The following is a 25,455-nucleotide window of genomic DNA, read 5'->3' as shown; positions in this document are numbered from 1 at the left end:
CTTGCACGGAAATCATTAGCGGTAATAAGAACCGACACTTCTATTATTCGTCTTTATACCGTGGTTTTTTAGTTTTGCCCAGTCTCTTTTACGTATTTTCATTGGCAGAAGGGTAGAATTTACTTTCGATTTTCTTATATTCCCCAAGGTTTTCAGTTAAGCGTGCCAGCTTATGAACTTCTTGAAGAAGAAACGTTTTATCTAATTCATAAATGACCTCCCTTTCAATATGATCAATGGTATTACAGGCAAATTCCCAGATGTCCTTGTGTTTGGATGGCTGGATGGATTCTGCAATGAGCGCCAGTGCCCGCACAATGTCAGTAATGATTAAATGATTGTCTTTAGCATAATGTCGAATATAGCCAAACCCGCGATACAGGTAATAATCAAATGCTTCGGACTGGAGAATGACCCGGACTCTTCCTTCCCGGTCGATCAAATAAGGAGTGAAGGATAAGTGATCCTCCACCGTCAGCATAAGGTCAGCCATTTGATCAATCGTATTAGAGGCCGTTTTTGGATCATCATTCCCGAGTGCTTTGATTGCAACTTCAGCCAGCTTGTGAATCCCCATTTGCAGGTCCTGGATTTCGGTTTCTTTATGTCCCATTTCAATGAAAGTGAGATAGAAACCATCCGAAATATCGTTGGTCTCAGGTCCCCAAATACTCATGATTTTATTGCCGGCCAATATATAATCTCCTACTTTGTAATGAAGCTGAATGATGAGGTTATCCTGCATAGCCCGTTCGATTATTCCATGGAAATCGATTAACTGAATATACCCTGAATCCCTTGCCTGTAAGTGAATGATGTTCCCCTTCTCTTGTTCCATAAGGTCGCCATTTTCTGTTGTTCGATGGGTTTCTAAATCATTTTTTAACGTCTGATTGATCATCACTTCAGAAACCTGCTTCATATTGTACGTAATATTGTGCACCTGCATCCAGGTGGAAGCATGGTTAATGAAGAAGATAAATGTGACCGCAGTAAGGAATGCAAGTCCGATCGTCATGATCGGGGCAGCTACGAACAGTTCTTCCTTTGAATCTCCGATAAAAAGAAAGAGGAGCAAGACATATACAAAACTGCCATTAAAAATTCCGAGGGCATGCTGTGTTTGTTTGTCCGAAATGAAGTCCAGGAGCATCCTGGGGGAAAATTGACCACTGAACATCGTGAGTACAACGAGCAGTGAATTCAAGGTGAAAGCACTGAGCGTCAGGATAGCCCCGATGAGTGTACTGACAAGCATGCGTGTAACAGATGCATCCATACTTAAGAAATCGGATGTATACTGCGAGATGTCGGCATACAGATCTAAATAGAGGGTGAGTGCGACAAGCAGTATGGAAAAACAAATATAAAAGAACGGCATATACCATATGGTCAGCCGAATCTCACGCATTCTCTGCCGTTTGGACATAACCACATATTTTCTGATGGATAAGGGAAGCATTTTTTTCAACATAATTGATCTGTTTCCTTTCAAATAAAGGGATATGGATTAGTTTTCCCTGCCAGAACATGTTAAAACGTCTCTTTGCAAAATAGATTTATAGGTTGTTAGGCGATGCAAGAATTTCAAGTAATCCGATAGGAAATATAATCGCCTGTGACATTTGAAAGAATTTTTAAAAAATACTAAAAATAGTATTGACGAGAGAATAAATCCCCTTTATAATCCAATTCATACTCAAATAGCAAGTAATACCAAAACGAAACATTATATCTCTTATCAAGAGCGGCGGAGGGATAGGCCCGATGAAGCCCGGCAACCTGCAGGATCAGACTGCAAAGGTGCCAATTCCTACAGATTCCAAACGAATCTGGAAGATAAGGGGAGGAGCATGCTCATTTAGCCCTCTTCTTAAAAGAAGAGGGCTTTTCTGTATACCTTTTTCTTTTCCGCTCATATCCCTCAAGTGGATCTTCAACTGGAACGAATCATTCTTACGTATAAAGTGAAAAGTAGATAAAAGGAGGCTGAATGATGTCAGCGATTAATGTGGCACTTCTGGGGTTTGGAACGGTAGGGCAAGGGGTCTGTGAAGCAATCGATACTCATCAGGACAGATTGAAGGAAGTACTGGGTAAAGAGGTGAAGGTAAAGGCAATCCTTATTAAAGATCCCACAAAGGAGCGAAATATTGAATCATCCATCAACGTCACAACGGATTTCCAGGAAATCCTGGATATACAGGATTTACACGTTATCTTTGAAGCGATCGTGGGGGAAGAGCCGAGCTATACGTATTTAACACAAGCCATTGAGAAGGGGATTCATATTGTCACGGCCAATAAAGCGATGTTTGCCAAATATGGTCCTGAGCTATTGGAGGAGGCGAAAAGGAAGGGAGTATCGGTCGGATTTGAAGCGACGACAGCCGGAGGGATCCCTGTGATCGGCAGTATCCGGCAGCTTCTGAAGGTGAATGAGATCAGACAAATTCAAGGGATTCTGAATGGGACGTCAAACTTCATCTTATCTCAAATGAGAAAAAGAGGTCTTGCCTTTGAGACAGCCTTAAAAATTTCTCAGGAGAAGGGATACGCTGAAGCCGATCCGACAAATGACATCGAAGGCCATGATGCGTTCTATAAATTGCTTATTTTAAGTCAAACGGCCTTTGGCAGACAGCCCGATTGGAAAAATATCCGGCGAAAGGGGATATCCCACCTGACTGCAGAATGGCTCCAGGCAGCGGAATCCTTTCGATTGCGGTTTAAGCACGTAGGTTCTCTTAGACGGGATTCAGTGGACCATATCCAAGGTGAAGTAGAGCCGATCCTTGTACATGATACCCATCCTTTTTACGGTGTGGAGGATGTGGAAAATGCCATTTCCCTTAAGGGTAGTCTTGTAGGAAGGATCACCCTGCTTGGTCCAGGCGCTGGAAAATTACCTACAGGCAGTGCCATGGTAGAGGATTTTCTGTCGTTGATAGAGAGAAAGTATACCGACTCTGCGGAAAGTACCGTGAATACGGGAGAGGTTCATGATGAGAGCAGCCACAACTGGGTCTTGAGAATCCGTGAAAATGATGAGTATCAAAACTGGCTCCCTTCGTTCATATTAAAGGATCGTATTCATTTGGGCGATAACTTGTACGTATTTGTTGAAGGCACGAAAGAGACACTGGAATCGCTCCTTCGGACACATGAACATATTCAAGCCGTTCCTATTTTAAAAGAAATTCCGTTGGAAAATGAAGTGAAAACTGGAGCTGCAGTTTCTTAGAAGTAATCTTAAATAAGATCTGATGGAAAGTAGGGGTATCATTGAGTATGATCGTTCAAAAGTTTGGTGGAACCTCTGTTGGTTCTACAGATCGGATCAAACGTATGGTCTTTCATGTCATGAAGGAAAGAGAAAAAGGCCATGATGTTGTCGTAGTAGTATCAGCTATGAACAAAACGACTGATACACTTGTAAGATTGGCAGGGGAGCTCTCCGAAAAGCCAAGTAAGAGAGAAATGGATATGCTCTTAAGTACCGGGGAGCAGGTGACGATCTCCCTTTTGACCATGGCCCTGCAGCATAAGGGGCTGGAAGCCGTATCCCTGACAGGCAGACAGGCGGGAATTCAAACCGATGGAGTATTTGGGAATGCCAAGATTACCTCGATCAATACCGATCGGATAAAATCGGAGTTATCCAAAGGACGAATCGTCGTGGTAGCCGGTTTTCAAGGAATTACGGATAAAGGAGAGGTGACTACATTAGGGAGGGGCGGTTCCGATACGACGGCAGCTGCTCTTGCTGCCGCTTTAAAAGCGGATAGGTGTGATATTTATACGGATGTAGATGGGGTGTATACGTCGGATCCGCGAAGCGTTCCCCGGGCAGCGAAAATTGACACCCTTTCCTATGATGAGATGCTGCGTTTAGCCACCATGGGAGCTGGAGTCCTGCATCCGAGAGCGATTAAACATGCAAGGGAACATCATGTGCCGCTTGTGGTTTGTTCCAGTTTGAATGAGGGGAGTGGGACCGTCATTAGTGGAAGGTCAAAGAGAAATGCCCCTATTGTGGGAGTGGCCTATCAGAGTGATATCTCTGTTCTGACAATAATAGACTGTAATGGTGGGGAGTCACTGATTCTTTATGATCTCGATTCCCATCATATCGAGACAGAAATCATTAAATACGAGGAAAACCTTGTTCTCATCGTTAAAGACAAGGATTTTCATGAAGTGAAAAGAATCGTTGGACAATATAACCAGGCATACTCTCGTATAGAGGAAAGGGAGGACCTGTCTAAGGTATCCGTGATCGGTCGGATCAACTCATCACATGAAGTGAGGGAAAAGGTTACCAACGTTTTTCATGACTACCATATCGGAAAGGCATCCATTTGGGAATCCCCGGTAGGATTAAGTGCACTGGTTGATAGATGCGATGTAGAAAAAGCAGCCAGAGTCCTTCACATGCACTTCGGTTTGGATTATGTGGAATCAAGGAGAGCCGTTTTGTAAAAGGAAAAAGTGTATAGGCGCCTATACACTTTTTTCACTCATGGACTGATCAAAACAGGCGTACCGATTGGAACGATTCCCGCTAACTCTTCGACGTCTTTGTTATACATTCGTATACAACCCCTGGACACGGCATTTCCAATCGAGCTTGGGTCATTTGTTCCATGAATCCCATAACTTTCTTTCGATAAACTCATCCACATCGTACCAAAAGGTCCGCCGGGATTTGGTGCTTTGTTAATGATGATAAATTCCCCAATGGGAGTTTCAAAGAGCACTCTCCCCACTGCAATGGGATACTGCTTGATTTGAACCCCATCCTTGAATAAACGCAGCCACCGGTTATTAACAGAAACCTGAATGCGGTAAGGGTTATTGGTTGTATCCGGAATCCCTGGTATCGTAATCGTTTGACCTGGATAAATCACATCCGGATCAATACCGGGATTGGCATTAAGTATAGCAGGAAACGGAGTCCTGTAATCCCTCGAAATTTGACTGAGTGTTTCCCCCACCCTGACTGTGTGAATCAGCTCAAACACCTCCCAATTTCACTCTCCCTCTATCCTATGTGCGTGAGAGAAAGTCGTTCAAGAAGATGAATAAATAAAATAGCCTGCGCCTCTTAAAATAAAAGAAACGACAGGCATCCATCCAACGTTATTGAGGCATGTTTTGTTGTGGAACGGTTGTATAGCTTTGAAGCATAAGGGTCATATCCTGGTCGTTTAATTGAGGGACCTGATAGTATCCGTGTTTATTTTGATAGAGGTAGATCTCATAGCTCATTTCAATGAAATTCGGGACGCTGTCAGCTACGACACGCCGTAATACAGGGTTTGTCATCTCAAGGGCTGTCATGGCAAGAAGCATGGCCAGTGACTTGGTTTGTCCCAGCATATAAGCAGACAAGCCTTTATCGGAAAGATCGTTGACCGATTGATTCGGTTTTTTAGGTGCTCCTGGTTTGATGCCGTATGTGGTAGTATTGGTTTGAGTCATTTTGTATGCTTGAGTTGGAACGATGGGGTCATGCCCTGTCGAAAAGCTGCCCACAATCGTATTATACATAGTCGTGACGAATGTTGACTGGCGTTTTAGTATATCCGTTAGTTCAGGATCCTGAATGTGCTGATCATACATTTGATACTGATCAAGCATGCTGATGATGCCTGCTATGATCTCATGGGCATCAAAGAGCTCATGGCCCCCATGGTTTTTACTCTGAGTGTTCATCATATTCGGTGGCATCTGAGTTCCTGGTGGTGTCATATTCGATTGTTGTCCTTGGTTTTGCATCTTTTTTCCTCCTTGAAAATAGCATCGATGATTAGAATATCCTTATTACGCACAATTATGTATTTCGGTTTAATACTTGCCAGCCTGTCCGAATACAATAGGAAGAAGTCAATTTGAAGGTGGTCGTAGATGAGTATATTCATAAGCTATATCATTTTGGGATTATCGCTTTCTGCCCCTATGGGACCGATAAATGCCGCTCAACTGGACAAGGGGATCCGCTTTGGCTTTTTTCATGCCTGGCTTGTGGGGGTAGGGGGAATGGTAGCGGACGGCATTTTTATGCTTCTTATATACTTCGGAGTCTCTCAATTTATTGATACACCGGTCATTAAATTGTCCTTGTGGGTATTCGGCTTCTTTGTATTGACCTATACAGGGATTGAAGGCATCCTGAAATCGGGATCCATTACAAAAACCTCCCATCAAAATCCTCATGAAACAAAAGGAAAAGCTTTTCGCACAGGATTTTTTATGGCCATTTCCAATCCATTAAGCATTCTATTTTGGCTTGGTATCTATGGTTCCATGTTAGCTCAGGCTTCCGGTTCCTATGAAGCAGGTCAGCTCTTCCTGTATAGCATGGGGATCTTTCTTGGTATCACCTTTTGGGATCTTACGATGGCCGGTGTGGCGACAGGGGCAAGGAAACTGGTCAGTCCTGTTGTTTTGCGTGTCATATCCATTATTTCCGGCCTCATCTTGATGGGGTTTGGGATCTACTTCGGTGTCCAGGCCTGCCGTTTATTATTCGGTTAGACAGACACCCACTAAGTTCCTTCCTAATAGGATAAATGTGTACTATTTAGGAGGGATCGGCTATATGCTATGGTCTACAAGTTTGATTGATCAACTAGGGGAGGAACTCGCTCCATGGCAAAGAGCAGCCTATGGGCATTTCTCGGCCGCAATGTGCGACGAAGAAAAACCTTACCCATGCGTACCTGGAAAACAAGGCTTTCAGACAGATACATTACGCTTCGGATTTGCAGATGATCCAAGAAAACAAGCAGCTTCTGAAAAACTTGCCTGCTTACTCAAACAATATGGTGAAATCTCAAGGGATACAGGAAAGTATGCATCTCTTGTTGTCTTTTTTAATTCAGAGGGGATAGGGGCTGAGAATCAATCGATTGATTCTTATCAGGATATTTTCTGGGGGCTATTGAATCGGATTCATGAATTGGATGAATCACCATGGCCGGAAGATATAGCGAAGGATCCCCATCATCATACATGGGAATTTTGTTTTGACGGGGAGCCATACTTTGCCTTCTGTGCAACACCTGCCCATACCGTGCGGAAAAGCCGTCATTTTCCTTATTTTCTTGTAGCCTTCCAGCCCCGGTGGGTGTTCGATGAAATCAACTCTTCAACTGCATTTGGCCAGAAATTAAAGAAAGTGATTCGGAAGCGGCTCATTGAGTATGATGAGGCAGAACCCCATCCCAGCCTTAAATGGTATGGTCAGGAAGACAACTATGAATGGAAACAGTATTATCTGAGTGATGATGATTCATCTCTATCGAAGTGCCCATTTTTAAATATGCATAAGAAAATCAAGAGTTAAAGCGTTCAGGCTTAACTCTTTTTTCTTTTACGATTGTCGCAATCGCAATCAGCACAATGAAGCCGATGCTTACAAAAAATCCAATGCGACTTACATGATCAAGAAGCGTGCCGCTGATCGCCAATAAAATGAGGATGAGTGCAAAGATTGTTTGGGAACGCTCCCACCAACCTTTGCTCATCAGCTTGTGAAAGGAAGCAAGAATAAACATCCACGTGTAGAGAAGCATGAGTCCCGCCGCTGTAGTGATATACTCGAATAATTTGTCCGGCAGTAGCATGGCGATCATTATCGAAGCTGCGACAACAAGCGTGATGAGTCCGAAAGCAGGGAGGGGGACCTTCCATTTCCCCTTTCTGGCGAAAACCTTAGGAGCATCCCCTTCTTCAGCCAATGACACCAGCATCGTCGAGACTGCATATAAGGAAGCGACCATGGTGGAGAACCCCGCAATAATCAGAATGGCGTTGAATACATGTGGGACCCAGGGAAGGTCATATTGTTTAAGCGCCGTTAGAAATGGACTTTCATTGGGATTAATTCTTCCTGACGGTACGAGCTTTAATACGAGATAAAAGGATAAAAGGTAAAGGATGGTCAGGATAAGGAGCATGATATTCCCTGACTTTGGAGCATCCTTCGGGTCTTTAAGCTCCTGAGCCATCAGTCCCATCACTTCAATTCCCCCGAATCCATAAAAGGCAAAAAGAAGTGCGAGCCATAAGCCCTTTCCATCATCCGGCAGAATCTCTTTTATTGGAGATTGAAGCGTTTGGGTTTTAGCATCGGTCCCTAACCACCCGAACATGGCGGCAGCAGCGATGATGACGAACATCACGATGGCAGCTACTTTCATGATTCCAAACAGATTCTCCATCTGTTCCACTTTCTGCACGCCCATCAAAATGATCAATAATCCAAGGCTTGCAAATCCGGCAGTGAACATCCACAGAGGAATGGAAGGAAACCAGAATTGAGCAAATAGAGCAAGAGCGGTTAGTTGACTCCCCATAATGAGCATTTCTGCCGACCAATAGACCCATCCGTTACTGAACCCTGCCCATGATCCGTAAGCCTGCTTTGCATAAGTACGGAAGGACCCCTTTTCCGGATGATGGGCCGTTAATTTTGCAAGGGCTTGAAACACTATCCATGTTCCAATTCCGGCCACTAAATAAGCAATCAATACAGAGGACCCCGCCCTTTGAATAGGGATGGCTGATCCCAGAAAGTAACCTGTTCCAATGATACAGCCTACCCCTATAAAAGAAAGCTGCCACCATGTAAGATTTGTTTGATTCGTACATTTACTCATTAGTTTTTCACCTGACCTTTACCCCTCATAGTTTGACGTTTGGGGTCATGAATTATGTGAAAGGCACAGAATGATTTCCCTTAGAAAGGAGAAAGTAATGGAGACTGATATTAAGGAGGCTGGCTCATGATAAAGATTCATCCGAATTGCTGGAGCGAACATGGAGAGTTAAAGACGGTGATGGTGTGCACGCCTTCTTCATTGGACATTCCTGACCAAAGAACGGCGGATTACGTTGGGTGGGAAAAGCCTGTAAACCAGGATATTGCGAAAGAAAACCATGAAGGTATGAAGAAGGCAATGGAAGACGCAGGAATAACAGTTATTGATTATTCCCTGTACTTAAAGGGAGATAAGGCTGAACTTAATCATCAGCTTATCAATAGGGTATTTGTAAGGGACCTGGCATGTGTGTATGGAAATACTGTCATTCCGGGTGATGCGGGGATTACAATGAGGGCACCTGAATACGTACATAGTCATGAGCTGTTTCAAACATGGTTTGACGAAAAAACGTTTTCGATCAAGGAGAATAACCGATTAAAGGCATTGGAAAATGGGGATGTATTCGTTCTGAATAAAGATGCTGTCTTTATTAATACAGGCATGCGGACAAGCATTGAAAGTATCGAAGAGATCCAACAGGAGATTTTTCGGGCAGGCTTCTCGGAGATCGGGGTCATCGACTTGCCGCGAACCGGGGAAACCATGCATTTGGATATGAACTGCAATGTAGCCGGATCCGACCTTCTCATAGCCAAGAGCTATATGAGGCTCTTTCCAGTACAAATCATCACAGAGAAAGGTGGCCGGTACGTCATGATGGAGGAATTCATCCGACGTCAGGGCTTCGACGTTCTCTGGACGGATGACGTAAAACACACGGTTGCGGATATCAATTTTCTGAACTTGGATCCGGAGACCCTGTTAGTCAGCACCAAAGCCAATAAGAAGATATTGAAAGGGCATACGAAATTACGAGGGAAGAAATTGATAGAAGTCGAAGTGAATGAACTTGAGAAAGGTGGAGGCGGGATAAGATGCATGACGCTGCCTTTAGAAAGGAAATGAATCATGAAGAGCTGATTGACAAATAGACTGGAGATTACTTCTCCGGTTTTTTTTTATGACATCAAGCATTCTCATTTAAATTAAATTAACACTACTTTTATCCCTGTTATGGGGTCGGGATAAAAGACCTGTATATCACTTTACGTAAAATTGTAAACGCATAAATCTGTTAACTATTTTACTTTAAACCTATGTATGACAGCAACTCGATGACAATCGATAGATTAGACCCTTTCCCGTACAAAATGACTAGAAGTAGATGAAAATAATTGAGAATAGTTATCAACTACTATTGACATTGATAATCATTATCAATTAAGATGACGTTGGAAGCAAAATCCAATCTATCACGAAAGGAAGATTTGATTATGAATGTACAAAGTGCCATTTCAAATAGAGAATTACTGGACCAACAAGAGAGACGCGAGTCAAATGCGAGATCCTATCCGAGAAGAATCCCATTGGCAATCAGTGAAGCAGAGGGAATCTATGTCACGGACATGGAAGGGAATAAGTACTTGGATTGCTTAGCGGGAGCGGGAACATTAGCGCTGGGGCACAATCATCCAACGGTCATTGAGGCCATGGAGCAAGTGATCCGTGATAAACGACCATTACATACGTTAGATATTACGACTCCTGTGAAAGAGGAGTTTGTGAATGAATTATTCTCTTCCTTGCCGGAAGGATTTCGTCATCGTGCAAAGATCCAATTTTGTGGACCGACAGGCGGTGATGCGATTGAGGCTGCGTTGAAATTAGTGAAGACGGCAACCGGGAGACAAAGTATTCTTACGTTTCAAGGAGGATACCACGGTGCCACTCACGGAACGATGTCGATCAGTGGAAACCTGGGTCCAAAAAAGAACGTACAAGGACTGATGCCTGATACTCACTTCTTACCTTATCCATATACATACCGCTGCCCATTTGGGATTGGAGGAGAAGAGAGCCATCGTATCAGCAGTCAATACATCGAGAATCTCCTGGATGATCCAGAGAGCGGAATATTACCTCCGGCTGCCATGATTTTTGAAACGGTCCAAGGTGAAGGTGGTTCCATACCGGCACCGATCGAATGGATCCGGGAAATGAGAAGAATCACTGAAGAGCGGGGAATTCCACTCATCATCGATGAAGTGCAGACGGGAATCGGACGCACTGGAGAACTATTTTCCTTTGAGCATGCAGGAATCATACCGGATGTGTTTGTTCTTTCAAAAGCAATCGGCGGGAGTCTGCCACTATCCGTTGTGATATACGACCGCGACCTGGATGCCTGGGAACCGGGGGCCCATATCGGCACATTCAGAGGAAATCAAATGGCCATGGCAGCAGGAACAGCAACATTGAAGTTCATTAAGGAGAATCACTTGGTTGCCCATGCCGGGGAAATGGGACAGAGACTCCTTCATTCCTTGAAAGAGCTTCAACAAGAATTTCCTGAGATAGGGGATGTAAGAGGCAGAGGACTGATGGTAGGTGTGGAAATAATTGATCCCGCTAAACCTCATTCAGCGAGCGGAAGTCAGCCGGCTAATCCTGCCGTCGCAAGCGGAATCCAGCGTGAATGCTTCAAACGGGGATTGATCCTTGAGGTAGGGGGAAGACATGGGGCAGTTGTCCGTTTCCTTCCGCCATTGATCATCACAGAAGAGCAAGTCGATGAAGTGGTATCGATATTCAGAGAAGCTTTAATCGCCTCTCTTGCGGAGTGAAATCATGAAAATGAAAACAATCGAAAGAGAAACCAGCCAGGACTCCTTCTTTCTACATCAAGGGGGAGAAGGACTCCGTGCATTTAATAAAATGATAGATGGGGTTAGCAGGAAACTGCAAGACCTATATGAAGGTACCGGGAAACCTTTTATCGGAAAAATGCCCAGTGCAATAAAAGAAGAAATCCAACCGATCATGGCGATTACTCCTGAAGGGAAATCCTTTGCAGAAGTCCTGGATGAAATCAATGAACCGATTTTAAAAAACAGTCTTCATATTTCCCACCAGAAGAGTATGGCCCATTTACATTGTCCACCCCTTCTTCCTGGAGTGGCGGCGGAATTGATCATCGCAACGCTCAATCAATCAATGGATTCCTGGGATCAGAGTACAGCTGCCACCTATGTGGAAGCGGAAATGGTGAAGTGGTTAACTGAAAAAATTAAGCTTCCTGCATCATCCGGCGGAGTCTTTACAAGTGGTGGAACCCAATCCAATTATATGGGACTCCTATTGGCACGCGATGCCTTCTGTCATTCGAAATGGAACCATAACGTACAACGGGATGGGTTACCCGAAGGTTTTAACCGATTAAGGATTCTTTGTTCAGAAGAGGCCCATTTCACTGTGAAGAAAGCCGCTTCCCAATTAGGGTTGGGAGAACAAGCGGTTGTGACGGTTATGACCGATGAAAATCATCGGATGAGCGTCCGGGAATTGAATGAAACACTCCAGAAGCTTGATCAGGAGAACTTATTGCCCTTTGCCCTTGTTGCTACATGTGGGACCACCGATTTTGGAAGTATCGACCCAATGGGGGAATTGGCAGAAATAGCCCGTGGGCAGGGGTTATGGTTCCATATCGATGCCGCTTACGGCGGCGGTCTGATGCTGAGTCATTCTCATGCAGACAAACTGAAAGGGTTGGGGAACGCCGACTCCATTACGGTGGATTTCCACAAATTATTTTACCAGCCGATCAGTTGCGGAGCTTTCCTCGTTAAGGATGAGGCCCATTTCCGTTATCTATCCTATCATGCTGATTACTTGAACCCCGTCAAAGACGATGAAGAGGGCATCTTGAACCTGGTGAATAAGTCGGTTCAAACGACGAGAAGATTCGACGCGTTGAAACTGTATCTGTCCTTAAAGGCAGTAGGGACCGACCTTTTTGGGGATATGATCGATGAAACGATGAAGCTCGCCAGATACACAGCTTCTTATATGGAAGTGTTAGAGGACATTGTGATACAAAACCCTGAGCCGGAAATCAATACAGTCATCTTTCGCTATCAGCCGAAAAGGATGGAAGGAAAGGATCTCGATCTCAATCATTTGAACCGGACGATCCAGCAAACCCTGCTATATAAGGGGAAAGGGGTTATTGCGAAAACAGTGATAAAGGGTCAAACCTTCTTGAAATTGACGTTATTAAATCCAAGAACAAAGCCGGAAGATATTCATTCCCTTCTACACGAGATTGAAGAAATCGGGACTGAATTAGTAAATGGAGGGGTCATACATTGAGAAATTCTAAGGAGATTGCTGAACATGCAACAATGCAAAGCTTTCTGAATTGCTATTTAAGAGAAACAGGGAACTACACTCAAGAGAGCCGCTACGACAATGATCCGTCACTTGGACAGTTTGAGAAAGTCATCGTATCTCATTTGGTTCTGCAGCAGATTGAATTGATTATACCAGTGAGATATTGGTCTCTTACGGATCGTCATCTATTCGGCTTCCCACTTTATTACCGAGTGGGTAAATGCGAATTGAAACCACTCGACTACATTACCCTTACAACACTAGTGGTAAAAGAGTTCTTACTTGATAAGAGTCAAAGTGGTGCAGAGGACGAACTGCTCTTAAGAGTGATCTTAAGCTGTCGAAGTATAAAAAGCTATGTTGAAAGTCGGGTACAGGACAACGAGGCACTTACGGATGAAGAATTCGACTACATCGATGCTGAGCAGTCCCTTCTATTCGGACATATGCTTCATCCAACCCCGAAAAGTAAACAAGGCCTGACGGAACAGGAAGACCACCTGTATTCTCCTGAATATAAAGGGGAATTTCAGCTACATTACTTTAGTGCGGAAAAATCGTTGGTAGAACAGGATTCAAGTGACGACAAATCTGCAGCTTCCATCATTCTTGAAGAGTTAAAGGATGATCCTGATGTAGATCAGAAATGGTTACAGATGCTGATGGAAGAGGGTGGGCGCGTCTTGCTTCCTGTACACCCCCTTCAAGTGAAGACATTATTGGAAAAGGTGTACGTTCAAGACCTGATGGAAGAAGGAAGACTGGAATACATCGGTCCGTTAGGGAAGCGCTTCACGGCTACGTCATCATTCAGAACGGTCTATAGCAAAGATTCTCGATACATGTATAAATTCTCCGTCCCTGTCAAAATCACAAACTCTCTTCGCATCAACCAAAAGAAGGAACTGGCAAGGGGAGTAGAGGTTTCGAGATTACTAGAAACGGAAGTGGGAAAAAGCCTTAACAGAGAGTTCCCACGATTTAAGGTCATCCAGGACCCTGCTTATTTAAACTTAGACTTGAAAGAAGAAGTTTCAGGGTTTGAGCTTGTCATCAGGGAAAATCCTTTCTATGAAAACAGTCGTGATACCAGCTTGATCGCAGCCCTATGCCAAGACCATGCTTATGGAGGAAAAGCCAGAATACATTCCATCATTAAAGGGATAGCGCAAAGAGAGAATAGAAGTCTGGAAGAAGTGAGCCTGGATTGGTTCGATCGATACTTATCCCTGACGCTTGATCCTATGATCTGGTTGTTCCACACGTACGGGATCGCCCTGGAAGCCCATCAGCAGAACTCGGTGATACAACTGAGGAACTGTTACCCTGAAACCTTCTATTACAGAGATAATCAGGGATACTATTATAGCGAATCCAAAGTAGAAAAACTAAAAGAATTCCTTCCAGAATTAAATCAGGAAAGCGACACCGTTTGTGCCGATGAAGTGGCAGAGGAACGATTGCGTTATTACTTCTTCTTTAACCATTTATTCGGACTGATCAATGGTTTTGGAACAAGTGGTCTCATCGATGAAGAGAAACTTATGAATCTTGTAAAGGAACGTCTGGAGTACCATGAACAGCAGTGGGGGGAAGATTCCAATCTTTTGAGCAGTTTATTATATCAACCGGTCCTTCCATGTAAAGCGAATCTATTGACCCGATTTTATGACATGGATGAACTGGTCGGTCCGATGGAAGCTCAATCGGTCTATACAATGGTGAAGAATCCCCTTGCCAAAGAGGTGGAAATCCATCATGTCCTTTGACTACGAAGTGTATGATCAAGAAATCCAAAAGACGATTCAATTTAAGAAGATTGATTTTGACCGGGACGCGGAGCTTATTCACAAATGGATGATGGAGGAGCATGTCCATCCATTCTGGAATTTAAATATTCCCTTTGAAACGTTCCAAGACCATTTGAAAAAAGCAATGTCTGATTCACATCAAACCCTGTACGCAGGGTATCTTGACGGTGTGGCGATGAGTTACTGGGAGGCCTATTGGGTAAAGGGCGACGTGGTCGAGGAAACGTATACTCCTGCTCCTTTCGATCAGGGAATACATCTGTTAATTGGAGAGAGGGAGTATCTTGGTAAAGGACTTTCCCTGCCATTATTACGAGCGATGGTTTCGTATCAGTTCCAAGTAAAGAAGACTAATAAAGTCGTAGCGGAGCCGGATATTCGAAATGACAAAATGATTCATGTTTTTGAGAAATGCGGTTTTAAACCCGTTAAGCCGATTACTCTCCCCGACAAAACCGGAATGCTCATGTTTTGTGAGAGAAGCGAATTTGAAAAGAGGTGGCTGAATGATGGACTTCACGAACAGATCAAATGAATTATATGACGTCATCGGGATCGGATTGGGTCCGTTTAATCTGGGGTTAGCTGCCTTATTGGATTCGGTACCAGAAGTGAAAAGCGTATTTTTGGAAAAGAAGAAAGCCTTCAATTGGCATCCGGGCATGCTGATTGACGGAACGACCTTACAAGTGCCGTTCTTTGCGGATTTAGTCAGTATGGCAGATGTAAGAAGTGATTACAGTTTTCTCCGCTACCTGGAGGCTCATAACCGCTTATATCACTTCTATTTTCTGGAAAAATTTCATATCCCGCGAAAAGAATATAACCATTACTGCCAGTGGGTGAGTGAGCAGTTGGACACATGCCGATTCGGGATGGATGTCCAAAGTGTCGTCCCGGTTCAATTGGGAAGTGGGGACAGCGTATATGAAGTCACCGTGTGGAATGATGCCCTTCTACAAACTGAGACAATGTTTACGAAACATCTCGTGCTTGGAATAGGTTCTGTTCCTTCTGTACCTGAAGCTTTTCAGGAAATGCTGGGCAAATCCGTATTTCACAGTGCCGATTATTTATCCAATAAGGAGATTTGTACAAATGCTGAATCTGTTGCCGTGATCGGATCCGGCCAAAGTGCAGCCGAAGTGTTTCTCGATGTAGCCAAAGACCAGGAGAACCAAGGGTTTTCACTGCAATGGTATACACGTTCAAAGGGATTCTTCCCGATGGAATATTCAAAACTGGGCCTTGAGTATTTTTCACCCGATTATACCCGTTTCTTTTATCAGCTTCCGCAGGAAAAGAAGGATCAGCTCCTAAAGGAACAAGATCTTCTTTATAAAGGCATCAGTTCAGAGACGATCGCCGATATATATGATTATTTATATGAACGATCTGTAGGTAGCGAGGAGCCGGACATTTGCTTACAGGCCATGACAGAGATCGTCGGAATCAAAAAAAATGAAACAGGGTTTGAACTGCATGGCTATCACCGGATCAAGGATGAACGTTTTGTAGATAAAGCAGATGTCATCATTCTTGGCACTGGCTACAAACCTGCATTCCCTGGATTCCTTTCAAAAATGAAAGAGTGGATTGCATGGGACGAATACGACAGATATAAAGTGAAAGAAGATTATCGATTGGAAACCTATGTAGAAGGTCCGGGTGAAATTTTTGTTCAGAACGGTGAAATGCATACTCATGGAGTCGGGGCACCTGATCTTGGACTCGGTGCACACCGTAATGCGACCATCATCAATACCATTACAGGGAGAGACGTATATCAGGTTCAGAACAAAAATGTGTTTCAAACCTTTGGAACGAAAGCGGCTCACATTCCGGTTCCTCTCTGATGCAGAGGAAACATAGACTAAGTGAAAGAAGGGATAATATGTTATTCAGTGAAGAAATTCACCGTGTTTTTAAGAGTGATAGCTGGACGAAAGTAAACAAGAAATTGATTGGTAAAATGCTGTCTGAGTATATGTATGAAGATATGATCCGGCCTGAAACCCTCTCAGAAGAAGGAGAGGATATTGAATATTCCCTGCAGGTCACAGGTTCCAAGCACTATCACTATATCGCACAAAAACGATTGTTTGATAGTTTCGATGTCAAATGGACGACGGTTTATATCGTTGAAAATGGAGCAAGAAAGGAAGCTGATAGCGCAATAGAGCTATTGGTCGATCTCCAGGGGGTCATCGGGATGTCATCTGAGACGGCGGGGCACTTAATCAAGGAAATGAACAGCACATTAATAGCCGATGCCCATCTTCTTGAAAAAGGAACGAAAACATCGGACGAACTAATTCATGAAGACTACGCAACCCTCGAAGGTTATATGACAGGGCACCCATGGATTACATATAACAAAGGAAGAATCGGGTTCGGATATGATGATTACCTTGCCTTTGCTCCTGAACAACAGAAGGAGGTCCAGCTTTCCTGGATTGCTGTTCATAAGGATCTTGCATCGTTTCAATCTGTGGAAGGATTGGATTATGAAACGTTGATTGCCGGTGAACTAAGTGAGGAAGACCGAATCCGTTTTGACAAGATCGTAAAACAAAATGGAAGCGAACCATCGGAATACTATTTCTTGCCGGTGCACGAGTGGCAATGGAAAAACACACTCATTCAGAATTTCCCTGAGGAGCTGGCAATGGGGCGCATCATTCCCTTGGGAGAGGGAGAAGACCGCTACCTTCCTCAGCAGTCGATCCGCACATTTGTGAATCGAACGAACAAAGATAAGCATCATGTGAAGCTTCCGATGAGTATTTTGAACACGCTGGTTTATCGGGGACTGCCATCTGAACGAACGCTGATTGCTCCTAAGGTTACTGAGTTCATTAAAGGAATGGCTGAAAAGGACCCATTTTTAAAAGATGAATGCCGGGTCATCCTGCCAGGGGAAAATGCCAGTATGAATGTAAATCACCGCTACTATACACAATTAAAGCAGGCACCTTATCAATACTTGGAGATGCTTGGAACCATATGGAGAGAAAGCATCTATACGTATTTGGAAGACGGAGAACAAGCGATTACACTTGCCGCCTTACTGTATGAAGATCATAACAATAAACCGTATGTTGTGAGTTTAATTGAACAATCAGGCCTGGACTCAGAAGAATGGATGAAACAATTTTTCAAAGTCGCAATGGATCCTCTTCTCCATTACCTTTACCAATACGGAACGGTTTTTTCTCCTCATGGCCAAAATACAATTGTCGTGTTGAAGGATGGGAAACCACACCGATTAGCCATTAAAGATTTTGTGGATGACGTCAATATTTCAGACCAGGATTTCCCTGAGCTGCAAGGGCTGTCAACTGAATTTAAAGCGGTCCTTCGAACGGAGCCGCCTGAAGGGCTTACACAGTTTATCTTCACAGGTCTCTTTATCTGTCACCTGAGATACTTGAGTAACTTGTTAATGAACAATCAAATGATGGAAGAAGAAACCTTCTGGGGTCTTCTTGCTGACTCAATACTTAACTATCAGAAGAGATTCCCGCAATTACAAGAACGTTTCAAGCTATTTGATTTCTTTAAGCCAGAGCTTACGAAATTATGCCTGAACCGGAACCGTATGGTGGATTACGGATACTCTGATGACGATGACCGTCCTCACGCTTCTGAATTCGGGAAAGTAACAAACGCTCTGGCTGCATTTAAAATAAACCCGACTGTTGGGTCAATCTGAAAATCCAATCAATAGCGTCAATTTATAAATAGAAAGGAGGACCACCTTTGAGTACAGTTGTTGTGCAGAAATTCGGTGGAACATCTGTTGGTTCTACCGAGCGCATAAAACGTATGGCGGACAGAGTCATACAGGAAAAGAAAAAAGGTCATGACGTCGTTGTAGTGGTTTCTGCAATGGGGAAAACTACCGATGCACTTGTGAAAATGGTTGGTGATATCACAAGTGAACCAAGTAAGCGAGAGATGGATATGTTACTGTCAACCGGAGAACAGGTTACGATTTCCCTTCTTACAATGGCTCTTCATCAGCAAGGGGTGGAGGCAATTTCTTTCACAGGATGGCAGGCAGGTATTCAAACGGATTCCGTCCTTGGAAATGCTCATGTTCAATCTATTGATACCAAACGAATCAGGAACGAATTAGATAATGGGCAAGTGGTTGTGGTGGCAGGTTTCCAAGGAATGACGGAGGATGGGAATATTTCCACTCTGGGAAGAGGGGGATCCGATATCACGGCAGCTGCTCTTGCATCGGCGTTACAAGCAGATCGGTGTGAGATCTATACCGATGTGGATGGAGTGTATACCTCTGATCCCAGATTTGTACCTAAAGCGTCAAAAATCACTTCCCTTTCTTATGAAGATATGCAGAATTTAGCTATCATGGGAGCGGGTGTACTTCATCCAAGGGCAGTCAAACACGCGAAAAAATTCGGAGTTCCAATGATAGTGAAATCCAGTTTTGAAAATGGCAGGGGAACTATGATCCATGGAAAGGCAAAGCAGAATGGATCAACCCCTGTGATTGGTATCACGTTCGAAGAGGATATTAATCGAATTGAACTGTTTGATTGTGAAGATATTGAAGGGTTAAAGAAAGCATTGATGTGTGAGCTGGCATCTCGTCACATTCAGGCCGATGTATATAAACAAAGCTGTAGAAATATCCTGTCCTTATTGATCAAGAAAAACGATCATCAAGAGGTATTATCGATATTAAATGAAGGAAAAGATAAAGAGAATTGGGTGTACTCCCGGATCGAGGGGAAAAGCGGTCTGTCAAAGGTGTCGGCAATCGGACAAAATATTAAATCACAGCCAATCATTAAAATGAACATGTGCAAAATTCTATTGGAAAATGCCGTCAGGGTGAAATTGGTAGGTGAGTCTGCCATAAGCATAACGGCTGTCGTTGAGAAAAGCCAGGTCCAGCTGGCGGCAGAACGTTTGCATACCGGATTCGGCTTAGATTATGAAGTCGTGATGAAGGCTTCAGTATGAATCAAAGGAGCTTGCAACCATTATTTTAGGAGCCATACTATCATAAGTGAAAAGGAGAAAAAATCGATTTTGATGAAATCGATTTTTTCTCCTTTTTTCACGTGGTTACGATAAGACTCAACATCATTTCCTGGGAAAAGATGTTGAACCTTGTCAGTTGATATCATGAATGGCTTCAACCATTTGGAAATCACATACTTTATTCCGTCCCGTTCTATTATCAAGCTAGAGTTATTTCTCCGCTTGCTCAAAGATTTCTTCATCATAAGGAGAAACCATTTTATCGGAATAGTGGGTATAATGCCACCCTGGTAGGCTTTTCTGTAGAAGTAGCGAAGGAATGGGAGAAGGCTTTCTTTTCATTTGATTTAACCTATACTCGGCAAGCGGCTTTGCGTATCGCCATCGTATTAGGTCCGGATGGAGGAGTGATGAACCCCTACAAAAATCTGGTCAAGTTTGGTCTGGGAGGAGTGCAGGGACCGGGGAATCAGATGTTTAGTTGGATTCATATCGAAGACTTGTTCAGAATCATATTATTTCTCAAATATAAGAAGGGGTTAAGTGGTGTATTCAATTGCTCTTCTCCAAATCCTGTCACCAACCGAGAGTTTATGGAACACTTGCGTACTGTCATGAATAAGAAAGCAGGGCTGTCGACATCAAAGTGGATGCTAGAAATTGGCGCTTTCTTTATTAAAACTGAACCCGAATTGGTACTAAAAAGCAGGTGGGTCGTTCCGAAAAGATTGGAAGAAGAGGGGTACCAGTTTAAATATGAAACGTTGGGAAAAACCCTTCGGCATATACTTTCCCATTAGTCACAAAAAAGGACTTAGCCAATTTGGCAAGTCCTTTTCATCAACTCTCCATGAAATCATATGAAGTCCAACAGCGATTCATCGCTATGCCTTTTTGCTCTGCATACTCATCTCCCCATTTACACATTTCAAAAAGAGTCATTTGCAGTTTCTTCCCCATTTCGGTCGTGGAATATTCTACACGCGGAGGAACTTCCTGATACACCTTACGGGCGACCAGTCCATGTTCCTCCAGCTCCCGAAGCTGCTGAGTGAGCATTTTTTGCGTGATATTTGGCATGGAACGTTTCAGCTCATTAAACCTCTTTACTCCTTCATTTAAATTCCAAAGAATGAGTACCTTCCATTTCCCTCCGATGACGTCGATGACCAGGTCGATGGAACATTGGTATTCCGGATGTAGTTGTTTCATGGTACCTCCTTGATTTAGGTGGGATGGCTATTGGAATTGAGTCACTCAAATTACTAAGATTCATTCCAGGTTCCTAAATGGTAACTAGGATACTAAATAGTGCCTACTTGTGCTTTTTCCTTAGAGTATATATTATATACTCTCCAAGGAGATGAATGTATATGGAAGCACTGCTTTTAAAAGATAAAGGTTCATGGAAGGACATGAAGGTTGAGGAAATTGAAACACCTTCACCACAAAAAGGGGAATTGCTTGTAGAAGTTCATGCTGTCGGTTTGAATCCGGTTGATTATAAAACAGCGACCAATGGAATGCCAGTCTGGTCTTACCCGCATATTCTCGGTCTTGATGTAGCAGGAGTGGTAGTAGAGACAGGAGAGGGAGTGACCGGTTGGAAGAAAGGTGATCGTGTCGTTTACCATGGAGACTTCACCAAAAAAGGTGGCTATGCAGAATATGCGGTTATCAATGCTCATACCGTTTCCCGTATCCCTGAACAAGTTACATTTGAAGACACTGCTGCCCTTCCAACGGCGGGATATACAGCCTATCAGGCGCTTCACCGTAAACTGCCGTTGGAGAAGATAGATACGATTCTGATTCATGGGGGAGCAGGCGGCGTCGGAGGATTTGGTGTCCAGCTTGCCAAGCTTGCCGGCAAAACAGTAATATCCACAGCTTCTTCCCATAATCATGAATATGTAAAATCACTTGGCGCAGATTACGTAATCGACTATCGAGAAGAAGACGTGAATTTAAGAGTGATGGAAATAACAAATGGACGTGGAGTGGACGCCGTTGTGGATGCGGTGAGCAGACAAAGTGCTACAGACTCATTAGACGCATTGGCGTATATGGGTCACATGGTTTACATTGCGGGAGCTCCTGATTTTACAAAAATTAAACCATTCACAAAGGTTGTATCCTATCATGAAATCGCCCTGGCAGCTGCCCATCAATCGAATGACATGGTTGCCCAAAAGGATTTTGCTGTAATTGGGGACCAAATGCTTTCCTTAGTAGAGGAAGGGAACTTAGACACAATGTTAACAGAAGTAGTGAGATTGGAAGAAGTTCCTGAAGCACTGATACGTTTATCAGAACGTCATGTGAAAGGAAAGATCGTGGCCAAATTAAAATAATGCTGATGAAAAAGGAGAGTCTGTTGTGCCAGACTCTCCTTTTTTCATTAAATTTTGTTCAGACGTAAATAATCTAAGCTCTTCCGGACGCTTTCAATAGGAGAGATCCTGGACTCATCCTGCTCAACGATCCACCAATCCACATCACTGTGTATACCATAGTCGAGAACAGAAGTGAGTTCCACACCACCCGTTCCCAGCTCGGCAAAAAATCGTTCACCGTCCAACGTCATATCTTTCAAATGAACAAGTGGGGTTCGTCCCTGATATCTTTTCAGCCATTCCACAGGCTGTTCTCCTGCGAAGGTCAGCCAGTAAATATCGAACTCTGCTTTCACCCAATGAGGATTCGTTTCATTCAGGATCATTTCGAGTGCCTGTTTCCCGTTCGATAAGGTCGTCAATTCGAAATCATGATTGTGATAGCAAAGCGTGATTCCTTCATTAAAACATTTTTCCCCAATTGAATTTAAATCATCAATCAATTGAATATAGTGCTTCTCTGTTCTCTCTTCAGGTGGAAGATACGGACAGACAATGTAGCTGCTGCCCAGCTCCTGTTGATCATGAATCACTTTGTGAACATCATTTCTTAATTCAGATAGAGGAATATGACTTGACGCGACACGAAGATTCAGACTATCGAGTGTACCCTTAAGCTCTTTCGGGGATAATCCTCCATAGCCGGCAAGTTCCACACCTGCATATCCTAACCCGGCTACTTTTTGAAGGGTGCCGGTAAAATCTTTTTCCGTTTCGTTGCGCAATGTATACATTTGCAGGGCAATCGGTATTTGTTTCATGTCCATCCTCCTATCACTACGCTATTTTCTAGTAATGTTCTCATTCATTTGAGCAAGAACACTCTTATATACTTCTAAGTTCTCTTCTGAAATCCCTTTAAGAATCGTTTCTTCATATAACCCCTCTATAAAAGGAGACAGCTCATCCTTGGCAGCCATTCCTTTCTCAGATATGAAAATGAGGAATGATCTTCTATCATCAAGGTTTCTCTGTTTGTAGATCAATTCCTTCCGTTCCAAAATGTCTAAGATCCTCGTTACGGTCGGCTGATCTTTTTCTGATTTCATCGCAAGTTCTTTTTGACTGATTCCATCCTGCTCCGCTAATCGCTTCAACACAGTCCATTGCTCGGGTGTCACATCAAATTCTTTCAGATGAAATGTAAGAAATCGAATAATATTCTTTACTGTATGGCTCGTATACAAGCCAATGGATTCGTCACGGGACATTGTCATTATTTTTCACCTACTACATTCATTTCTTCTCTTTATCATACATGAAATTCAGGATGATTTGAGAAGTTCGATAAAAGTAATTCAATATAGTTGTTACAACAACTATATTTACAAATATACATGTTATAGATATAATTAGTATAACAATTAATTAAGGAGAATGAGAATTTTATGAGTCATTCCAATCAAACATCTATATGGACACGGCCATTTTTTATGGCATTAGTGAATAATTTTTTTATCTTTTTAGTTTTCTATTCGTTGTTAACCGTCCTGCCACTCTATGTGATCGATGAACTTCACGGAACGGAAGGGGAAGCCGGTCTCGCTACAACGATTTTTTTACTTTCGGCTATCATTATTCGGCCTTTCTCGGGGAAAATCATTGAGCTGTTGGGAAAGAAAAAGACGTTGATTATTAGTGTCATGTTTTTCGGGATTTCATCATTCATTTACTTCTGGGTGAATGATTTTTATCTTTTAATGGGGCTCCGTTTTTTTCATGGCATTTGGTTTAGTATTGGCACAACGGTTTTAGTCGCGATTGCCGCAGACATGATCCCTCCCCACCGGAAAGGGGAAGGGCTTGGTTATTTTGCCATGTCAATGAACTTAGCCGTGGTGGTCGGACCGTTTATTTCATTAGCATTGATTCAATGGGTTGCTTATTCAACATTGTTTATGAGTCTTTCCTTTGTTATCGTCATCGGATTCCTTTGTTCATTCGGCATTCAGGTTTCGGAGGACGATGGGGTGGAAGCAAAAACGCCGGGGAGATTAACCTTTAAGGATTTGATAGAAGTTAAAGCGATTCCGATTTCCCTTGTAGGATTCTTAACATCATTTGCTTACTCCGGGATCATGTCGTTTATATCCGTCTATGCGAAGTCTGTCGGTATATTCGAATCCGTCAGCTTATTCTTCGTCGTCTTTGCAGCTGCTATGCTGTTATCGCGACCATATACAGGACGCTTATATGACAGGTCAGGACCAAACGCTGTCATCTATCCGTCCCTTATTATTTTTGCCATCGGTTTGATTCTTTTGAGTATCGCTCAATCAGTCCTTTTACTATTGATTGCAGGAACGCTTATCGGACTTGGTTACGGTGCTTTGCTTCCGAGTTTTCAAACCATGTCCATTCAGGCTGCCCCTAAGAGGAGAACAGGGCATGCGACCGCTACATTCTTTATTTTTTATGACCTTGGAATTGCCGTTGGATCATTTGTACTGGGAGTCGTTTCATCCCAGTTTGGATTTTCCGCTTTGTATATTATTTGCAGTGGAATGATCTTCGTCACGATCGTGGTTTATAAAGTAGTAACTAAACGTGGAAATCATAATAAAAATCAGAAAGCGGGCGTATTGGAGTTGTAATGAATTTGTAAGATAGCATCTCTCATAAGGGGGATGCTTTTTTATGTCCCAATTGAGAATTATTTTCAATTAATTATTGACAAATAGAAGGAAAGTTTGTATGGTTTACTTATAGTGATAATGATAATTATTATCAATTAGGTATACATTGGAGGTTTATCATGACCAATAAAATTATAATGATCTATGCAAGCATGAGTGGAAATACAGAAGAAATGGCGACGGCCATCGAGACAGGTGTGAAGGAAACCGGAGCTGAAATCGATGTAATTGATATAAATGACTGTCCGAATGCTCAGGTCCTTGAAGAATATGCAGGGATCCTGTTAGGTGCGTATACCTGGGGGGATGGCGAACTTCCTTATGAGTTTGAGGATTTTTACGATGACATGGACGACGTGGACTTATCGTCTAAGATTGCCGCAAGCTTCGGTTCCTGTGACTCTTTTTATCCTAAGTACGGGGCAGCGGTGGATTTATTAAATGAGAAATTGCAAGAAAGGGGAGCCCGTTTGATTCATGATGGTTTGAAAGTGGAATTAACACCAGAGGATGAGGATGTGGAAGCGTGCAAAGAATTTGGGCGCACATTTGCTAGTGAGCTCTTGTTCAGTAAACAAGAGGGCTAGAG

General features: G+C 43.2%; 22 protein-coding genes, 1 pseudogene and 1 riboswitch. Of the genes and pseudogenes, 16 read left to right on the top strand and 7 right to left on the bottom strand.

Annotated features, from left to right (window positions below; translation table 11 throughout):
• Window positions 1–88 precede the first annotated feature (88 nt).
• The gene (locus FZC88_RS14020; RefSeq protein ID WP_148970134.1) at window positions 89–1,474 is read right to left on the bottom strand and encodes a DUF2254 domain-containing protein; all 1,386 of its coding nucleotides are present in this window, start codon (window positions 1,472–1,474) and stop codon (window positions 89–91) included.
• A gap of 261 nt (window positions 1,475–1,735) precedes the next feature.
• A riboswitch (SAM riboswitch) is annotated at window positions 1,736–1,846 on the top strand.
• 150 nt (window positions 1,847–1,996) lie between these two features.
• Between FZC88_RS14020 and FZC88_RS14015 the strand changes: the two genes are divergently transcribed.
• Together FZC88_RS14015 and FZC88_RS14010 are read left to right on the top strand one after the other, a co-directional pair.
• Window positions 1,997–3,244: a homoserine dehydrogenase gene (locus FZC88_RS14015; protein WP_148970133.1), complete on the top strand. Its 1,248-nt coding sequence runs from the start codon at window positions 1,997–1,999 to the stop codon at window positions 3,242–3,244.
• A gap of 41 nt (window positions 3,245–3,285) precedes the next feature.
• Window positions 3,286–4,482: an aspartate kinase gene (locus FZC88_RS14010; protein WP_148995335.1), complete on the top strand. Its 1,197-nt coding sequence runs from the start codon at window positions 3,286–3,288 to the stop codon at window positions 4,480–4,482.
• A 38-nt stretch (window positions 4,483–4,520) separates the two neighbouring features.
• Here the strand turns inward: FZC88_RS14010 and FZC88_RS14005 are convergent, their stop codons facing one another.
• Window positions 4,521–5,015 carry a L,D-transpeptidase family protein gene (locus FZC88_RS14005; protein WP_148970357.1) on the bottom strand — a complete coding sequence of 165 codons (495 nt, stop codon included), beginning with the start codon at window positions 5,013–5,015 and terminating at the stop codon, window positions 4,521–4,523.
• A 127-nt stretch (window positions 5,016–5,142) separates the two neighbouring features.
• Complete coding sequence (locus FZC88_RS14000) at window positions 5,143–5,781, bottom strand: spore coat protein (RefSeq protein ID WP_148970131.1); 639 nt, start codon at window positions 5,779–5,781, stop codon at window positions 5,143–5,145.
• Between the two features lie 129 nt (window positions 5,782–5,910).
• Between FZC88_RS14000 and FZC88_RS13995 the strand changes: the two genes are divergently transcribed.
• Both FZC88_RS13995 and FZC88_RS13990 read left to right on the top strand, forming a co-directional pair.
• Window positions 5,911–6,540, top strand: a complete 630-nt coding sequence (locus tag FZC88_RS13995) for a LysE family transporter (RefSeq protein WP_148970130.1) — start codon at window positions 5,911–5,913, stop codon at window positions 6,538–6,540.
• 64 nt (window positions 6,541–6,604) lie between these two features.
• The gene (locus FZC88_RS13990) at window positions 6,605–7,351 is read left to right on the top strand and encodes a YqcI/YcgG family protein (RefSeq protein WP_148970129.1); all 747 of its coding nucleotides are present in this window, start codon (window positions 6,605–6,607) and stop codon (window positions 7,349–7,351) included.
• Here FZC88_RS13990 and FZC88_RS13985 read toward each other — a convergent pair.
• Window positions 7,341–8,666 carry an amino acid permease gene (locus tag FZC88_RS13985; protein WP_148995334.1) on the bottom strand — a complete coding sequence of 442 codons (1,326 nt, stop codon included), beginning with the start codon at window positions 8,664–8,666 and terminating at the stop codon, window positions 7,341–7,343. The genes FZC88_RS13990 and FZC88_RS13985 overlap by 11 nt on opposite strands.
• Before the next feature lie 126 nt (window positions 8,667–8,792).
• On the opposite strand from FZC88_RS13985, the gene FZC88_RS13980 reads away from it, so the two are divergent.
• The 9 genes and pseudogenes from FZC88_RS13980 to FZC88_RS13940 form a co-directional block, all read left to right on the top strand.
• Complete coding sequence (locus tag FZC88_RS13980) at window positions 8,793–9,737, top strand: arginine deiminase family protein (protein ID WP_148995333.1); 945 nt, start codon at window positions 8,793–8,795, stop codon at window positions 9,735–9,737.
• A 368-nt stretch (window positions 9,738–10,105) separates the two neighbouring features.
• Window positions 10,106–11,455, top strand: coding sequence for an aspartate aminotransferase family protein (locus FZC88_RS13975; RefSeq protein ID WP_397541193.1), 1,350 nt, complete (start codon window positions 10,106–10,108; stop codon window positions 11,453–11,455).
• 4 nt (window positions 11,456–11,459) lie between these two features.
• A complete protein-coding gene (locus tag FZC88_RS13970; RefSeq protein ID WP_262371870.1) occupies window positions 11,460–12,983 on the top strand; it encodes a pyridoxal phosphate-dependent decarboxylase family protein in 1,524 nt (507 codons plus the stop codon).
• On the top strand, window positions 12,980–14,773 hold the full coding sequence (locus FZC88_RS13965) for an IucA/IucC family protein (protein ID WP_148995331.1): 1,794 nt from the start codon (window positions 12,980–12,982) through the stop codon (window positions 14,771–14,773). The genes FZC88_RS13970 and FZC88_RS13965 overlap by 4 nt, the downstream gene beginning before the upstream one ends.
• The gene (locus FZC88_RS13960) at window positions 14,763–15,350 is read left to right on the top strand and encodes a GNAT family N-acetyltransferase (RefSeq protein ID WP_397541192.1); all 588 of its coding nucleotides are present in this window, start codon (window positions 14,763–14,765) and stop codon (window positions 15,348–15,350) included. The genes FZC88_RS13965 and FZC88_RS13960 overlap by 11 nt, the downstream gene beginning before the upstream one ends.
• Window positions 15,325–16,671 carry a lysine N(6)-hydroxylase/L-ornithine N(5)-oxygenase family protein gene (locus FZC88_RS13955; protein ID WP_148995535.1) on the top strand — a complete coding sequence of 449 codons (1,347 nt, stop codon included), beginning with the start codon at window positions 15,325–15,327 and terminating at the stop codon, window positions 16,669–16,671. The genes FZC88_RS13960 and FZC88_RS13955 overlap by 26 nt, the downstream gene beginning before the upstream one ends.
• Window positions 16,672–16,709: 38 nt before the next feature.
• Window positions 16,710–18,530 carry an IucA/IucC family protein gene (locus tag FZC88_RS13950; RefSeq protein WP_148995330.1) on the top strand — a complete coding sequence of 607 codons (1,821 nt, stop codon included), beginning with the start codon at window positions 16,710–16,712 and terminating at the stop codon, window positions 18,528–18,530.
• Between the two features lie 47 nt (window positions 18,531–18,577).
• Window positions 18,578–19,813: an aspartate kinase gene (locus FZC88_RS13945; RefSeq protein ID WP_148995329.1), complete on the top strand. Its 1,236-nt coding sequence runs from the start codon at window positions 18,578–18,580 to the stop codon at window positions 19,811–19,813.
• Between the two features lie 314 nt (window positions 19,814–20,127).
• A pseudogene (locus tag FZC88_RS13940) lies at window positions 20,128–20,634 on the top strand (DUF1731 domain-containing protein); the annotation flags it as partial.
• Between the two features lie 40 nt (window positions 20,635–20,674).
• Here FZC88_RS13940 and FZC88_RS13935 read toward each other — a convergent pair.
• A complete protein-coding gene (locus FZC88_RS13935) occupies window positions 20,675–21,046 on the bottom strand; it encodes a winged helix-turn-helix transcriptional regulator (protein ID WP_148995327.1) in 372 nt (123 codons plus the stop codon).
• A gap of 161 nt (window positions 21,047–21,207) precedes the next feature.
• On the opposite strand from FZC88_RS13935, the gene FZC88_RS13930 reads away from it, so the two are divergent.
• The gene (locus FZC88_RS13930) at window positions 21,208–22,188 is read left to right on the top strand and encodes a zinc-binding dehydrogenase (protein ID WP_148995326.1); all 981 of its coding nucleotides are present in this window, start codon (window positions 21,208–21,210) and stop codon (window positions 22,186–22,188) included.
• 47 nt (window positions 22,189–22,235) lie between these two features.
• Here FZC88_RS13930 and FZC88_RS13925 read toward each other — a convergent pair whose 3' ends face one another.
• Together FZC88_RS13925 and FZC88_RS13920 are read right to left on the bottom strand one after the other, a co-directional pair.
• Window positions 22,236–22,991 carry a sugar phosphate isomerase/epimerase family protein gene (locus FZC88_RS13925; RefSeq protein WP_148995325.1) on the bottom strand — a complete coding sequence of 252 codons (756 nt, stop codon included), beginning with the start codon at window positions 22,989–22,991 and terminating at the stop codon, window positions 22,236–22,238.
• A gap of 21 nt (window positions 22,992–23,012) precedes the next feature.
• Complete coding sequence (locus FZC88_RS13920; RefSeq protein ID WP_148995324.1) at window positions 23,013–23,447, bottom strand: MarR family winged helix-turn-helix transcriptional regulator; 435 nt, start codon at window positions 23,445–23,447, stop codon at window positions 23,013–23,015.
• A 171-nt stretch (window positions 23,448–23,618) separates the two neighbouring features.
• Here FZC88_RS13920 and FZC88_RS13915 point away from each other — a divergent pair, with 171 nt between their 5' ends.
• Together FZC88_RS13915 and FZC88_RS13910 are read left to right on the top strand one after the other, a co-directional pair.
• A complete protein-coding gene (locus FZC88_RS13915) occupies window positions 23,619–24,824 on the top strand; it encodes an MFS transporter (RefSeq protein WP_148995323.1) in 1,206 nt (401 codons plus the stop codon).
• Between the two features lie 179 nt (window positions 24,825–25,003).
• Window positions 25,004–25,453, top strand: a complete 450-nt coding sequence (locus FZC88_RS13910; protein WP_148995533.1) for a flavodoxin — start codon at window positions 25,004–25,006, stop codon at window positions 25,451–25,453.
• Window positions 25,454–25,455 lie beyond the last annotated feature (2 nt).

This window comes from Rossellomorea aquimaris, from assembly GCF_008180865.1.
Taxonomy (GTDB): Bacteria; Bacillota; Bacilli; order Bacillales; family Bacillaceae_B; genus Rossellomorea; species Rossellomorea yichunensis.
The sequence above is the reverse complement of the archived record's forward strand: the minus strand, read 5'-3'. Positions and strand labels throughout refer to the sequence as shown.

Bases quoted from the DNA above. Each gene is read 5' to 3' on its own strand.
- FZC88_RS14020 (WP_148970134.1), bottom strand. From the start codon at position 1,474: ATGTTGAAAAAAATGCTTCCCTTATCCATCAGAAAATATGTGGTTATG.
- FZC88_RS14015 (WP_148970133.1), top strand. From the start codon at position 1,997: ATGTCAGCGATTAATGTGGCACTTCTGGGGTTTGGAACGGTAGGGCAA.
- FZC88_RS14000 (WP_148970131.1), bottom strand. From the start codon at position 5,781: ATGCAAAACCAAGGACAACAATCGAATATGACACCACCAGGAACTCAG.
- FZC88_RS13995 (WP_148970130.1), top strand. From the start codon at position 5,911: ATGAGTATATTCATAAGCTATATCATTTTGGGATTATCGCTTTCTGCC.
- FZC88_RS13990 (WP_148970129.1), top strand. From the start codon at position 6,605: ATGCTATGGTCTACAAGTTTGATTGATCAACTAGGGGAGGAACTCGCT.
- FZC88_RS13985 (WP_148995334.1), bottom strand. From the start codon at position 8,666: ATGAGTAAATGTACGAATCAAACAAATCTTACATGGTGGCAGCTTTCT.
- FZC88_RS13980 (WP_148995333.1), top strand. From the start codon at position 8,793: ATGATAAAGATTCATCCGAATTGCTGGAGCGAACATGGAGAGTTAAAG.
- FZC88_RS13975 (WP_397541193.1), top strand. From the start codon at position 10,106: ATGAATGTACAAAGTGCCATTTCAAATAGAGAATTACTGGACCAACAA.
- FZC88_RS13970 (WP_262371870.1), top strand. From the start codon at position 11,460: ATGAAAATGAAAACAATCGAAAGAGAAACCAGCCAGGACTCCTTCTTT.
- FZC88_RS13960 (WP_397541192.1), top strand. From the start codon at position 14,763: ATGTCCTTTGACTACGAAGTGTATGATCAAGAAATCCAAAAGACGATT.
- FZC88_RS13955 (WP_148995535.1), top strand. From the start codon at position 15,325: ATGGACTTCACGAACAGATCAAATGAATTATATGACGTCATCGGGATC.
- FZC88_RS13950 (WP_148995330.1), top strand. From the start codon at position 16,710: ATGTTATTCAGTGAAGAAATTCACCGTGTTTTTAAGAGTGATAGCTGG.
- FZC88_RS13935 (WP_148995327.1), bottom strand. From the start codon at position 21,046: ATGAAACAACTACATCCGGAATACCAATGTTCCATCGACCTGGTCATC.
- FZC88_RS13930 (WP_148995326.1), top strand. From the start codon at position 21,208: ATGGAAGCACTGCTTTTAAAAGATAAAGGTTCATGGAAGGACATGAAG.
- FZC88_RS13925 (WP_148995325.1), bottom strand. From the start codon at position 22,991: ATGAAACAAATACCGATTGCCCTGCAAATGTATACATTGCGCAACGAA.
- FZC88_RS13920 (WP_148995324.1), bottom strand. From the start codon at position 23,447: ATGACAATGTCCCGTGACGAATCCATTGGCTTGTATACGAGCCATACA.
- FZC88_RS13915 (WP_148995323.1), top strand. From the start codon at position 23,619: ATGAGTCATTCCAATCAAACATCTATATGGACACGGCCATTTTTTATG.
- FZC88_RS13910 (WP_148995533.1), top strand. From the start codon at position 25,004: ATGATCTATGCAAGCATGAGTGGAAATACAGAAGAAATGGCGACGGCC.